The sequence below is a fragment of the Haloglomus halophilum genome, assembly GCF_024298885.1.
In the GTDB taxonomy this organism is placed as follows: domain Archaea; phylum Halobacteriota; class Halobacteria; order Halobacteriales; family Haloarculaceae; genus Haloglomus; species Haloglomus halophilum.
Genome location: NZ_CP101166.1, coordinates 743,337 through 756,545 on the forward strand (window position 1 = coordinate 743,337; position 13,209 = coordinate 756,545).

Genomic DNA, 13,209 nt, shown 5'->3' on the forward strand with positions numbered 1-13,209 from the left:
GGCATGCGACAGAACCGACGCGACTTCGTGAGGGGGCTCGGTGCGGCAGCGGGGGCCGTGACGCTGGGGTCGGTCCCGGCGAGCGCCGCGGCGCCACCCGAGGGAGGGTACGAGGTCCAGCGCGCGGACGTGACCGTCCGGTCGTTCGACGGGACACGCATCGAGACGACCATCTTCGAACCGAAGGCCGACGGGGAGTATCCGGCGGTCATGGCGACCCACGGCTGGGGCGGGAGCCGCGATCAGAACTTCGGGGAGGGAGAGGACTACGCCTCACGGGGGTACGTCCTGCTGACGTTCGACTCGCGCGGCTTCGGCGAGTCCGGCGGCAACGTCGGCGTCGACGGGCCGAAGGAGGTCCGCGACGTGTCGGCACTCATCGACCACCTCGCGGACCACCCGAAGGTCCGGACCGAGGATCCGGACGGCGAGGACCCCGTCGTCGGGATGTTCGGCGGGTCGTACGCGGGCGGCATCCAGCTCAACGCGGCCGCCCACGACGACCGGCTGGACGCGCTCGTCCCGGAGATCTGCTGGCACGACCTGAACTACGCGCTCCAGCCCAACGGCGTCGTCAAGACGGTGTGGGGGCTCGGGCTGTACGGCGTCGGCATCGGCGGCTCGCGCCAGCACGAGGCCGAATCCGGCGACGTGCGTGGCCTCCGGCAGGGACTGGACACGGCCGTCCACCGCGGCATCGCAGAGGGCCTCGCACTCAACGATTTCTCGCAGGGGACCGAGTCGTACTTCGCGGTCCGGTCGCCCGGCCACCAGCTGGAGGCCATCGCCGAGACGAGCGCGCCGGCGCTGTTCATCCAGGGGTGGACCGACCACCTGTTCGTCCCGAACCAGGCCATCTGGAACTACGAGGGCCTCCGCGAACGCGGGCTGGAGACGAAGCTCCTGTTCTACAACGAGGGCCACGAGCAGATTCCCGTCGACGGCGAGTACACGCAGACGGTCGACATCAGCGACGAGGCCCGGCGCGCCTGGCTCGACGTGCACCTGAAACGAGGGCGGGTGGCGGCGAAGGGCCGGAAGCGACTCCGGAGCCTCCTTCCCGACGACGTGACCTACTACTCCGCACAGGACGAGGTCAACCGCTCGGCCGACGCCATCCCGCCGAGCGGGGCGACCACCCACTCGGTCCCGCTGGGCACCAGCGAGACGGTCCCCGGCGTGCAGGGCGAGAGCGTGGTCGCGAACGGGCCAGCCACATCGAACAGCTACGTCCTGAAGGACAGCTACGACGGGCCCGCCACGTCCGTGGACTTCGACATCCCGGCGACGGAACTGGGCGCGAGCGAGGACGGCGATCGCATCGAGGTGCTGGGCGCGCCGCACCTGGACCTGAACGTCCGGCCGCTCGGCGACGAGGCGTTCCTGTTCTTCAAGCCGTACCACATCCGCGCGGACGGCAGCGCGACCCACATCAACGACCTCGTGACGCCGCTGCGTGTCTCCGCGGGGCCACAGGGCGCCGGGCAGGTCCAGCAGGTGTCGCTGGAGCTGCTGGCGTTCCACCGCTACCTCGAACCGGGCGACAGCCTCCGGTACACGGTTGCGGGCGCGGACACGGGGTTCAACTTCTCGCGGCAGAGTGCCGGGGCGGCCGTCGGGCACGACTCCGTGCTGCGGGTGCCGACGCGGCCGGACCCCACGTCGTAGTGGAGAAACCGCCCGCCGCCGGGACGGATGACGCCCGTCAGACACGGTGTGGGTGTCTGACGCAGGTTTAAGGGCCGGCAGGGACCGTGTGGGTGTATGACCGGCAACCGGGTCGAGGAACTCGAGGCGAAAGTGCGCTCGCTGGAAGCGACCGTCGACGGCCTGACCGACGAACTCGTCGAATGCAAGGAGCGCATCCAGCATCTGGAGGCCGAGGTCGAACCGGACCCCGCGACCAGCGATATCATGGCCCCGGAGCCGACCGGCACCCAGCCCAGCGCGGAGAACGGCCGCGAGGCCCCACAGGAGGAGGTCGAAGAGGCGGTCGAATCGGCCGACGACTCTAAAAGCGAGGCGGGCGAGGAGGCTGACGAGGACTCCGCGTCGGACGACATCATCGTCGCCTGAACGCGGGGCAACGAGCGCCCCACATGCACATCAAAGAGCTCGTACTGGACGACTTCAAGAGCTTCGGCCGGAAGACACGCATCCCGTTCTATCAGGACTTCACCACCATCAGCGGCCCGAACGGGTCGGGCAAGTCGAACATCATCGACGCCGTCCTGTTCGCCCTGGGACTCGCCCGGACCTCGGGCATCCGCGCCGACAAGCTCACCGACCTGATATACAACCCCGGCCACGACGACGAGGCGAACGACTTCTCCGGCGAGCGCGAGGCCAGCGTGGAGGTCATCCTCGCCAACGAGGACCGGACCCTCGAACGCTCGCAGGTCGTCAGCGCCGCGGGCACCGAGGACGTCGGCGACGTGGAGGAGATCTCCATCCGCCGCCGCGTCAAGCAGACCGACGAGGACACCTACTACTCGTACTACTACCTCAACGGTCGCTCGGTGAACCTCTCGGACATCCGCGACCTGCTCGCGCAGGCCGGCGTCACGCCCGAGGGCTACAACGTCGTGATGCAGGGCGACGTGACCGAGATCATCACGATGACCGCCGGGCGACGGCGGGAGATCATCGACGAGATCGCCGGCGTCGCCGAGTTCGACGCGAAGAAGGACGACGCGTTCGAGGAACTGGAGACGGTCCAGGAACGTATCGAGGAGGCCGACCTCCGTATCGAGGAGAAGGAGAAACGCCTCGAGGAACTCGAGGACGAACGCGAGACCGCACTCCGGTACCGCGACCTGAAAGAGGAGAAAGCGGAGTACGAGGGCTACCTGAAGGCCGCCGAACTCGAGACGAAGCGGAGCGAGCTAGAGGAGACCCGTGAGGCCATCGAGGAGACAGAGGCGGAGCTGGCGGAGCTGCGCGAGGAGCTCGACAGCCGCCAGGGACGGGTCACCCGCCTGGAGGACGAACTCGCGGAGCTGAACCGGGAAATCGAGCGCAAGGGCGAGGACGAGCAGCTCGCGATCAAGCGCGAGATGGAGGAGATCAAGGGCGAGATATCCCGGCTCGAGGACAAGATTACCAACGCCGAGGAGCGCATCGAGGCCGCCGAGAACGAGCGCCGGCAGGCGTTCGTCAAGATCGACCGCAAGAACGAGGAGGTCGACGAGCTGGAGGGAGACATCCGCCAGCTGAAGGTCCAGAAGTCCTCGCTGAAGGCCGACGAGGTCGAGAAGCAGGAGGCGCTGGACGAGGTCGAGGCCGAGATCGAGGCCATCGACACGGAGTACGACGAGCTCCGGGAGAACCTCGCCGCGAAGCGGGAGGAGCTCGACGGGCTGAAAGACGAGAAGAACGAGCTGCAGCGCGAGCAGGACCGCCTCACCGACGAGGCGCGCCGGCGCTCCAACGAGGAGCGCGAGAAGCGCGAGGCCATCGAGGAGGCGGAGGCGGACCTGCCCGAACTGAAGGCGGAACTCTCCGACCTCGAGACCGAGCGCGAGAAGGCCGAGAAGAACCGCGAGACCATCACCGAGGTCGTCGAGGACCTCAAGACCGAGAAGCGGTCGCTGACCGACGACCTCGACGATGTCGAGGACGAGATCAAGGCCAAGCAGTCCGAGTACGCCGAGCTGGAGGCCAACGCCGGGCAGAGCGGCGACCAGTCCTACGGCCGCGCGGTCACGACCATCCTCAACGCCGACATGGACGGCGTCCACGGGACCGTCGGGCAACTCGGCGGCGTCCCCGGCGAGTACGCCACCGCGTGTGAGACGGCCGCCGGCGGGCGGCTCGCGCACGTCGTCGTCGACGACGACGGCGTCGGCCAGCGCGGCATCGAGCACCTGAAATCGCGGGGCGCGGGCCGGGCGACCTTCCTCCCCATCAACCAGATGGACGACCGCTCGCTCCCGAGCGCCCCGAGCCAGCCCGGCGTGGTCGACTTCGCGTACAACCTCGTCGACTTCGATTCGCACTACTCGGGTATCTTCTCGTACGTGCTGGGCGACACGCTCGTCGTCGAGGACATCGAGACGGCACGGGACCTGATGGGCCAGTACCGGCTCGTCACGCTCGACGGCGAACTCGTCGAGAAGAGCGGCGCGATGACCGGCGGCTCCTCGTCGGGCTCGCGCTACTCGTTCACCAAGAGCGGCAAGGGCCGCATCGAGCGCGTCGCCGAGCGCATCAACGAACTGGAGGACCAGCGTCGCGACCTCCGTGAGGAAATCCGCGACGTGGAGGACCGGCTCGAGGACGCCCGTGACCGGCAGTCGAACGCGTCCGAGCAGGTCCGCGACGTGGAGAACGAGATCGACCGCGTCGAGAGCGAAATCGCCGACACCGAGGCGCGGGTCGAGCGCCTGGAGTCCGAACTCGCGGACATCGAGGAGCAACGCGAGGCAGTCTCGGAGGAGATGGACGAGCTGGAGGAGACCATCGCCGCGAAGACCGCCGAAATCGAGTCCGTTCAGGCCGAAATCGCCGAACTCGAGACGGAGCTCGAGGAGTCCGAGATCGCCGAGCTGAACGCCGAGGCCGACGAGCTCCGCGAGGAGATATCGGACCTCGAGGACCGGATGGACGACATCGACGGCGACCTGAACCAGCTCCAGCTCGAGAAGCAGTACGCCGAGAACGAGATCGACGACCTCCACGACACCATCGAGGACGCCCAGAACCGGAAGGCGGAGGCCGAGGAAGCCGTCGAGGAGCTGGAGGGCGAGATCGACGAGCAGGAGGAACTGCTCGCGGAGAAGGAGGCGGCCGTCGCCGAACTCGAGGAAGAGCTCGCGGACCTGAAGGAGGAGCGCGAGGACCTCAAGGACGAGTTGCGGGAGGCCCGGCAGGAACGCGACGCACAGAAGGACGCCGTCTCGTCGGTCGAGTCCGACCTCTCGGAGCTGGAGGGCGAGGCCGAACGCCTCGAGTGGGAGGTCGACGAACTCGAGGACGAGGTCGGCGACTACGACGCCGAGGAGATTCCCGACCACGGCTTCGTCAAGGGGCAGATCACCAAACTCGAGAACCAGATGGCCGAGCTGGAGCCGGTCAACATGCGCGCCATCGACCAGTACGACACCGTTCAGGACGCCCTCGAGGACCTGCAGGAGAAACGCGAGGTCCTGCAGGAGGAGGCCGACGGCATCCGCGAGCGCATCGAGGGCTACGAGGAGCGCAAGCGCGAGGTGTTCATGGAGGCCTACGAGGGCATCAACGACCACTTCCAGCGCATCTTCGCGAAGCTCTCGGACGGCTCGGGTGAGCTCCACCTGGAGAACCGCGAGGACCCGTTCGACGGCGGCCTGACGATGAAGGCCCAGCCACGGGACAAGCCGGTCCAGCGGCTCGCAGCCATGTCCGGCGGCGAGAAATCACTGACTGCGCTGGCGTTCATCTTCGCCATCCAGCGGTTCAACCCGGCGCCGTTCTACGCGCTGGACGAGGTCGACGCCTTCCTCGATGCGGCCAACGCCGAGATGGTCGGGGAGATGGTCGACGAACTCGCCGGCGACGCGCAGTTCATCGTCGTCTCGCACCGCGCCGCGCTGCTGGAGCGCTCCGAGCGCGCCATCGGCGTGATGATGCAGGACGACAACGTCTCCGCCGTCACCGGCATCGACCTCTCCGAGGAGGGGCCCGACGCGGACGACGAGGTGGTCGCGGATGACTGACGGGTGGTCGATATGAGCGACGACGACATCCCGCTGAACATCACGGGCCACGAGGACCGGACCCGCCCCGGCGAGGATGACGAGGGCGACGGCGGCCGTGACACGGACGAATCGGGCGACGCGGCCGAACCGGGCGAGCCGTCGGTCGACGTTCCCGGACTCGGCCCCGACGACTCGGCAGCTGACGAACCCGATACCGGCTTCGGCGGCTTCTCCGTCGCCGAGGAGGTCGAGGCGGTCGACGAGAGCGATGTCGGGGGCGACGAGGGTGTCGAGCCGGTCGAGATGCTCGTCCAGCTCGCGGACGAGGACCGCATCGACCCGTGGGACATCGACATCGTCACCGTCACCGACGCGTTCCTCGACCGGCTGGACGAGGCCGACATCCGGACGGGCGGGCGGGCACTGTTCTACGCGAGCGTGCTCCTGCGGATGAAGAGCGACGCGATGCTCGCCGACGATGACGACGACGCCTGGGAGGCGGACCAGCGCGAGCCCTGGGAAGTCGCCTGGGAGGACGGTCCCGCCGACGCCGAGGGGGCCGCGGGCGACCCGTCGGTCGACCCCATCGCCGGGCTGGAGCAGGAGATGGAGCGCCGGCTCGACCGGAAGAACGCCCGCGGGATGCCCCAGACCCTGGACCAGCTGGTCCGGGAGCTCCGCGAGCGCGAGCGCGAGTCCCGGTGGAAGGAGTCCCGGACCTACGACACCAGCGGCTCACCCAGCGGCTACAGCCGCGGGACCCAGACCCTGGACTACCGCTCGGGCGACGATTTCCGGATGGAGGAGGAGCCGACGGTCGACGACGTGACCGGCACCGCACACGACGAGCACATGGAGGACATCATCACGGAGGTCTATACGGCGCTCCGTGAGCAGTACGACCAGGGCCGCGCCGAGGTGCTGTTCACCGAGGTGGAGGAGGCCGGCGGCAGCAAGGTCCAGACGTTCCTCGGGCTGCTCTTTCTCGCACACCGTGGCCAGGTCCGCCTCGAACAGGACGAGACGTTCGGCGACCTCTGGGTACAGGACCCGGCGGCCGTGGAGGGGACAGAGGAGGCCGTCGCGGACTGAGCGGGCGTGGGTCGTCCGGCCACCGCTCTCCGGTCGCGCCGGCCGAAGCGGTCCGTGCGCTTCTCTCGGAGTGCCGACAGCTGGCGGTCGGTCACGAACCGAAACGGGTAGGCGCCGGGCGACCGCCGCGGGGACATGGCACTCGTCTGTGCGAGATGCGGCGGCGACCTGGCACCGACACGGGTCTGGGACGACCTCGAGTCGTACATCGAGGACTACGACGGCGGGTCGAGCGACCCGTACGTGTCCGAGACGGACGTGAACGCCTTCGAGTGTGTCGACTGCGGCGCATATCAGAAGTGAGCCCGTGAGCCCTACCGCTCGTCCAGATACGCCCCGGCGAGCAGCTCCAGCGGCTCGCGCTTCTCGACCGGGATGGCCTCGGACGGCGTGGTGATGGCACCGGCGAGCGCCGAGCCGCAATCGCAGTCCCGCTCGTCGGGGAGCGTCCGGATGGCCCGCTCGAGGACCGCGTTGATGGCGGCCTCGTTGGCCGCGGCGTTCTCCTGGACCTCCGCCAGCGTGACGCCCTCCTCGCGCCAGACATCGTAGTCCGTGACGCCGGTCAGCGTGGCGTAGCAGAGTTCGGCCTCCCGCGCGAGGTTCGCCTCGGGAACGGTGGTCATGCCGATGATGTCCCAGTCGTTCGACCGGTAGAACTCGCTCTCGGCGCGGGTCGAGAACTGCGGCCCCTCGATGCAGACGTAGGTCCCTCCGTCGGCGAGGTCGGCGTCGGTCGCGTCGGCTGAATCGACGAGATGCTCGCGGGTGTGCGGGCAGTACGGGTCGGCCATCGAGAGGTGGGCGACCACGCCGTCGCCGAAGAAGCTCATCGGACGCTGCTTCGTCCGGTCGAAGTACTGGTCCGGCACCACGAGGGTCCGGGGCGGGAGGTCCTCGCGGAGGCTGCCGACGGCGTTCGTCGAGAGGACGCGCTCGACGCCGACCTGCTTCAGCGCGTGGATGTTCGCCCGGTACGGCACCTCCGTCGGGGAGAGCGAGTGGTTGCGGCCGTGTCGCGGGAGGAAGACGACCTCCTCGCCCGCCAGCTGCCCGACCGTGAGCCGGCCGCTCGGCTCGCCGAAGGGCGTGTCGACGTACTGGGTCGCCTCCTGCTCCAGGTCCAGCGCCTCGTACACCCCGCTGCCACCGATGATGCCGACGGTCATACCCTGGCTGGGGACCGGGATGTACTTGATTGTAGGTGTCGGGAAGACAGGGAGAGCTTCGCGAACAGCCTGCGTAACCCGGAGATTACCCGGCAGTTCGGGATATTACCGGTATATCGACCAGAACCGGTAGAAATCCGGAGCTACGGTCGCCTACTCCCACCAGTCGCTCCGGCGCTCGGAGTAGGACGCGCCCTCGCGGAGCGGCTCGGGGTACTCCTCACCCTCCAGCCCGAAGCCGACGCCGAGCCAGCGGCCGACGTGCCAGCCGACGGCCTCGGTGTCGAGGTCGGTGACGGTGATCTCCAGCCGGGTGTACCACTCGCGGGCGCCGTCGCCGTCCGGGTCGGACCCGAGGAGATAGCCACACGAGCCCGAGGAGGTCGAGCAGGGCGACTCGTCGGTCGCGCGGATGGTGATATCGGCGGCAGTGCGGTTGTCCGTCCGGACGAAGCTGACGTTCTCCGGGACGGTGCCCTCGGCGCCGTCGGCGAAGTAACCCAGCGCGCCACGCACCTGCCGGCGGGCCTCGTCGCGCTCGCTCGCCGGGAGCGCGGACACGTCGACGTACACCGAGAGCGTCTCCGACCGCCAGGGGAGTGCCCGCTCGCTCGCGTCCGTCTGTGGCGGCGTGGTCAGCGTCGAGGACGCCTGCATCACCGCCTGCGGGGCGTCGCCGTGGTTCAGCCCGAGCGAGTGACCGAACTCGTGTTTCAGCACCTGTACCGTCGATTCGTCGGAGAATCCGGTCCTGACCTCGACGCTGACGGGTGGGTCGAACTGGCCGGGCTTCGTGATGACCGGCGCACAGCCCGCGGCGTGCTCCTCGGTCCCGCACGCGGCGACCGACTCGACGAAGGTGACCCGTACGTCCGGGTCGGAATCGTTCGCGACCAGTCGGTACTCGATGGGGTAGCCCGCGTACTGCTCGCTGTTGGCCTCCCAGTAGTCGAGCGCCTGGCGGACGAGCGGCGTGAAGTCACGCGACTCGTTGGCCGACCCGACCACCGCGACGGTCAGGGTCTCCTGCCGGAAGGGGTTATCCTCGTCGCCGGTCCAGACGGGGTCGCCGCCACCGTCGTCGAGGCTCGGCCCCCCGGGTCCGAGCGTACAGCCCGAGAGGACGAGGAGCGCCGCAACCAGGAGCGAGACCGCCCGTTGCCTCATCGGTCGTGGATAGGAGACGGGTGCGTATGGGGCTTGCGGCCACTGATGTCTGAGCACCCCCCAGAGCCGCGTGAGACGGTCGCACACGGCTGTCCGGTCGTTCAGTCGGGCAGGTCACGGGCGACGGGGTCACTCGAACGTGGCGTCGAAGGCGTCGGCACCCAGCGGCTCGTACCGGCCGGCACCGACGTTCTCGGCGACGTGCTCCGGGCTGCCCGTCCCGACGAGTGCGGCGGTAACGCCCGGTGCGGAGCGGGCGAAGTTGATGGCCCGCTGGGCCGGCGTCTCGCCGGCCAGCTTCGCTGCCACGTCGTCGGGGATGGCGCCCTCGCGAGCGAGGGCGCCCTGCTTCAGCGGCGCGCTGGCGAAGACGTCCAGTCCGGCCTCGTGGGCGAACGCGAGCGCGCTCTGTGGCCCCTCGGGCCCGTCGTGGGCCGCACGGGTGAACGCGTCGGCCATGTGGACGTTGAACGGCAGCTGTACCGCCCGGAAGCCGGTCGCGTTCGTGTCGGCGCGGTCGCTCGCGGCCCGGGCGCGCCGGACGACCTCCGGCAGGGAGAGGTAGTTCGGGTGGTCCTGGGGGACCCGGAAGCACTCCCAGGTCGCGACACCGTAGTAGCGCAGGTCGCCCGCCTCGCGGCGCTCCTCCAGCCGGACGAACGCGTCCTCCAGCAGGTCGTACACCGTCTCGCGGTCGCGCTCTGCCAGCTGCGTCTCGGGGTTGTGGACGTAGTACAGGTCGACCGTGTCCAGCCCGAGGTTCTCCAGCGACAGGTCCAGCGACCGACTCAGGAAGCGCGGGGAGAGGCAGTTCCCCCGGACCATCTCCCCGGGGCTCGCGTGGTCGGGCTCGAACCACTCCTCGCGGACGTACGCTGCCGGGTCGTCGGGCTGGGCACCGTCGAACGGGACGAACCCGCCCTTCGTCGCGACCAGCAGGGCCTCGCGGTCCACATCGGCGGCCTCGATGGCCCGTCCCACCGCGCGCTCCGAGCGCTGGGCGCGGTAGTTGACGGCCGTATCGACGACGCTCACGCCGGACTCGACGGCCTGCCGCACCGCCGTCTCGTAGCGCTCGTCCTGCTCGTCCGTGGGGTCGCCGAGGTAGGTGCCGACGCCGACCGAGGAGACGACGCCCGGCCCGAACCGGCGGAAGTAGGTCCGCGCGAACTCCTCGTCGACGCCGTCGCGGTACGCCCACGACGCCTCCTTGGTGACCATCGGTAGCGGGGATTGGTGTGGTGGCGGGGTAGGTCTGACGTTCGGGCGGCTACCCGTCGCGGCCCGCGCGCTTGCACTCGTCGGCGTACGCGTCGGCCAGCCGTGTCGGCTCGGGGAGCTTGTAGTCGCCGCCGCAGCGCTCGACGAGGTCGACGGCCGTCCCGGCGCTCACGCGGTGGCCGGGCGAGACGTACAGCGGATTGATGCGCTTCGAGTCGGGGAACTGGCGGCTCTGGAAGGCGTAGCCGATGACCGTCCCGACGAGGGCGTCCACGTCGTCACCCTCGCGGACCTCGATGGGCACGCGCGCGCCCTCGGGGAGCGCGGCCACGGACTCGCGGGGAGTCCCGCAGAGCAACGATTTGGCGACGCCGACGCTGGGCAGGTCCAGCGCCGCGCCGACGTGGGTCGCCAGCCCCGCCTGCCGGAAGTGGATGCGCCCGCTCCCGTCGAACAGCGCGAGGTCGGGCTCGCGGTCGAGTTCGGCGAACGCCGCGAGGATGGAGGGCGCCTCCCGGAACGAGAGCAGCCCCGGGATGTACGGCAGCTCGCAGTCGGCGACGGCGTGGGCACGCTCGACGACCTCGCCACCGCGCCACAGGACGACGGCACTGACGGCTTGCTCGGGGTCACGGTCCGTTCGGAACGCCTGGTCGACGCCGGCGACGAGCGGCGCATCGGGGCCGGCCTCGCCCACCCGTTCCGGGTCGAACGAGAGGTCGTCGGTGAAGCTGGCCGCGTCGGCGATGTCGCGCTGGAGCGATTCCATCTCCTCGCGACCGAGCGTCGGGTCCGGGTCGAAGCGGGCTGGCGGCTCGCGCATGTGCGGCGGCGTTCGACCGGCACCCAGAGGAACCTGTCGGGAGGCGAGTACGGTACAGATACTTATTATCGGACGCGCAAAACGGGGAGTATCGGGGGACAAGTCACGTGGTGAGTGCACGCGCGTCACGCCAACGGTCGCAGGGGGGCGACCGACCGTCACCGTTCGAGCTCTGCGTCTACGTCGTCGCTGGGCTCCACGTCCTCGCGGGGGGCTACATCGCCGCGACCGGACGGCTCCCCGTCGACCCCGGAATCAGCGGGCCGCGGGTACGGCTGCTCCTCGCGGCCGGGGTGAGCGCCGGACCGTCGGTGCTGGTGCTACTGGGCGCGCTCGGGCTGCGACGGACGGCGTACCCGGACCCCGACTGGCGGCACGTCGGTGGCTGGTACCTGGCGGGCGTCGGGGTCGGTGCCGCCACGCTGGCCTGGCTCGTCGTCGGCACCGGCCCGGCCGACCCGGTACCGGTTCCGGGAGAGCTCCGGGCCACCTGGCTGGTGGTCGCCGGCGGCCTCGGCGGGGCGTCCGGGTTCGTCCTGGGAGCGTGGCGCGGGCGAGCGGCTCGCAGTCGACACGCGCCGGCACGCCTGCTCGCGACCGGCGACCAGGCCGCGTGGCTGTTCGACCCGGAGCACTCGGAGACGCTCTACGTCAATCCGGCGTACGAGCGCCTGTTCGGACAGGATACCGAGGAGCTGGTCGACGACCCACGGGCCGTCATCGAGGTGGTCCACCCCGACGACCGCGAGGCGCTCCGCGACGGCTTCGACCGACTTGCCGACGGCGACCCCGTCGAATTCGAACTCCGGGCGAACCCCGACGACGGGTTCGGACGCTGGGTGTGGCTGAGCGGATGGCCCGTCACCGACGGCGACGACCGTGACACCGTCGCCTGCGTCGCCCGCGATGTCACCAGCCGGCGGACGCACCGCGAGCGGCTGGTGCGACTCCACGACGCCACGCGGGAGCTGTTCCGGGCGGAGACGGAGGAGGAGGCCGCGCGGAAGGCGACGGATGCGGCCGAGGAGGTCCTCGGCCTCCGGCTCAACACCATCTGGCTCCACGACGACGAGCGCGACGAGCTGATCTCGACGGCAGCGAGCGCGGCCGCCGAAGCTGCCTCGCGACCACTTCCGCGGTTCAAGACCGGGACGAGACTCGCACGGGAGGTCTACGAGTCCGGCGAGCCCCAGGTGTTCAACGAGGTCCGGGTCGCGCCCGGCGGCCCCAACGCCCCGACACGGAGCGAGATGGTGCTCCCGCTGGGTGAGTACGGAGTGTTCATGGCCGGGTCGACGACGACCGGCCCGCTCGAGAACTGGCAGGTGTCGCTGGGGAAGGTGCTGGCCGCGAACGTGGAGGTGGCGCTGGCCCGCATCGAGGGGACCAGAGAGCTGGAGGAGAGTCGCCGCGCGCTCGAGCGGCGCAACGAGCGGCTCGACGAGTTCACGAGCGTCGTGAGCCACGACCTCCGGAACCCGCTCGCGGTGGCGCGCGGCCACCTGGACCTCGTCGGCGAGGAGTGCGACCACGAGAGCGTCGAGACCATCGACTCGGCACTCGACCGCATGGGAACGCTCATCGACGACCTGCTCACGCTCGCCCGCGAGGGGGAGGCCATCGACGAGCCACAGTCGTTCGACCTCGGAGACCACGTCCGGGACTGCTGGGCCGGTGTCGAAACCGGGGAGGCCCGGCTGGCGGTCGAGACGGACACGACGATAGAGGCCGACCCGAGCCGGCTCACACAGCTGTTCGAGAACCTCTTCCGGAACGCGGTCGAGCACGGCACCACGGCCGACGACCCCGTGACCGTCACCGTCGGGTCGCTGCCCCGGGGGTTCTACGTCGAGGACGACGGGCCGGGCATCCCGCCGGAGAAGCGCGGGTCCGTGTTCGAGGCGGGCTACACGACGGAGCGAGAGGGGACCGGGTTCGGTCTCAGCATCGTCCAGACCATCGCCGAGGCCCACGGCTGGGACATCGAGGTCACCGAGGGGAGCGGGGGCGGCGCCCGGTTCGAGGTGACCGGTGTGACGGTCTATTGACCGGCAGTCGC

General features: G+C 69.8%; 10 protein-coding genes. 6 read left to right on the plus strand and 4 right to left on the minus strand.

The genetic code is table 11. The features are described from left to right. Positions 1-3: 3 nt before the first annotated feature. The 5 genes from NL114_RS03785 (at position 4) to NL114_RS03805 (ending at position 7,073) form a co-directional block, all read left to right on the plus strand. Positions 4-1,668: a CocE/NonD family hydrolase gene (locus NL114_RS03785; RefSeq protein ID WP_254823467.1), complete on the plus strand. Its 1,665-nt coding sequence runs from the start codon at positions 4-6 to the stop codon at positions 1,666-1,668. 96 nt (positions 1,669-1,764) lie between these two features. Next, complete coding sequence (locus tag NL114_RS03790; protein ID WP_254823468.1) at positions 1,765-2,076, plus strand: DUF7518 family protein; 312 nt, start codon at positions 1,765-1,767, stop codon at positions 2,074-2,076. Positions 2,077-2,099: 23 nt separating this feature from the next. Continuing rightward, on the plus strand, positions 2,100-5,696 hold the full coding sequence (gene smc / locus NL114_RS03795) for a chromosome segregation protein SMC (RefSeq protein ID WP_254823469.1): 3,597 nt from the start codon (positions 2,100-2,102) through the stop codon (positions 5,694-5,696). A gap of 12 nt (positions 5,697-5,708) precedes the next feature. Next, positions 5,709-6,770: a segregation/condensation protein A gene (locus NL114_RS03800; RefSeq protein ID WP_254823470.1), complete on the plus strand. Its 1,062-nt coding sequence runs from the start codon at positions 5,709-5,711 to the stop codon at positions 6,768-6,770. 135 nt (positions 6,771-6,905) lie between these two features. Further along, entirely contained in the window at positions 6,906-7,073 is a 168-nt protein-coding gene (locus tag NL114_RS03805) for a hypothetical protein (RefSeq protein ID WP_254823471.1), read from the plus strand. Between the two features lie 11 nt (positions 7,074-7,084). On the opposite strand, the gene mtnP is transcribed toward NL114_RS03805, so the two are convergent. From mtnP to NL114_RS03825, 4 genes are all read right to left on the minus strand, one after another. Next, positions 7,085-7,939, minus strand: coding sequence for an S-methyl-5'-thioadenosine phosphorylase (gene mtnP, locus NL114_RS03810; protein WP_254823472.1), 855 nt, complete (start codon positions 7,937-7,939; stop codon positions 7,085-7,087). Positions 7,940-8,092: 153 nt separating this feature from the next. Next, positions 8,093-9,106, minus strand: coding sequence for a matrixin family metalloprotease (locus NL114_RS03815; RefSeq protein ID WP_254823473.1), 1,014 nt, complete (start codon positions 9,104-9,106; stop codon positions 8,093-8,095). Positions 9,107-9,235: 129 nt separating this feature from the next. Continuing rightward, complete coding sequence (locus NL114_RS03820; protein ID WP_254823474.1) at positions 9,236-10,327, minus strand: aldo/keto reductase; 1,092 nt, start codon at positions 10,325-10,327, stop codon at positions 9,236-9,238. A gap of 49 nt (positions 10,328-10,376) precedes the next feature. After that, positions 10,377-11,150: an endonuclease V gene (locus tag NL114_RS03825; RefSeq protein WP_254823475.1), complete on the minus strand. Its 774-nt coding sequence runs from the start codon at positions 11,148-11,150 to the stop codon at positions 10,377-10,379. A 110-nt stretch (positions 11,151-11,260) separates the two neighbouring features. Between NL114_RS03825 and NL114_RS03830 the strand changes: the two genes are divergently transcribed. Then, entirely contained in the window at positions 11,261-13,198 is a 1,938-nt protein-coding gene (locus NL114_RS03830; RefSeq protein WP_254823476.1) for a sensor histidine kinase, read from the plus strand. The last annotated feature ends 11 nt before the right edge of the window (positions 13,199-13,209 follow it).

Excerpts from the sequence above, each read along its gene's own strand:
- NL114_RS03785 (WP_254823467.1), top strand. The coding sequence starts at position 4 with ATGCGACAGAACCGACGCGACTTCGTGAGGGGGCTCGGTGCGGCAGCG.
- NL114_RS03790 (WP_254823468.1), top strand. The coding sequence starts at position 1,765 with ATGACCGGCAACCGGGTCGAGGAACTCGAGGCGAAAGTGCGCTCGCTG.
- smc (WP_254823469.1), top strand. The coding sequence starts at position 2,100 with ATGCACATCAAAGAGCTCGTACTGGACGACTTCAAGAGCTTCGGCCGG.
- NL114_RS03800 (WP_254823470.1), top strand. The coding sequence starts at position 5,709 with ATGAGCGACGACGACATCCCGCTGAACATCACGGGCCACGAGGACCGG.
- NL114_RS03805 (WP_254823471.1), top strand. The coding sequence starts at position 6,906 with ATGGCACTCGTCTGTGCGAGATGCGGCGGCGACCTGGCACCGACACGG.
- mtnP (WP_254823472.1), bottom strand. The coding sequence starts at position 7,939 with ATGACCGTCGGCATCATCGGTGGCAGCGGGGTGTACGAGGCGCTGGAC.
- NL114_RS03815 (WP_254823473.1), bottom strand. The coding sequence starts at position 9,106 with ATGAGGCAACGGGCGGTCTCGCTCCTGGTTGCGGCGCTCCTCGTCCTC.
- NL114_RS03820 (WP_254823474.1), bottom strand. The coding sequence starts at position 10,327 with ATGGTCACCAAGGAGGCGTCGTGGGCGTACCGCGACGGCGTCGACGAG.
- NL114_RS03825 (WP_254823475.1), bottom strand. The coding sequence starts at position 11,150 with ATGCGCGAGCCGCCAGCCCGCTTCGACCCGGACCCGACGCTCGGTCGC.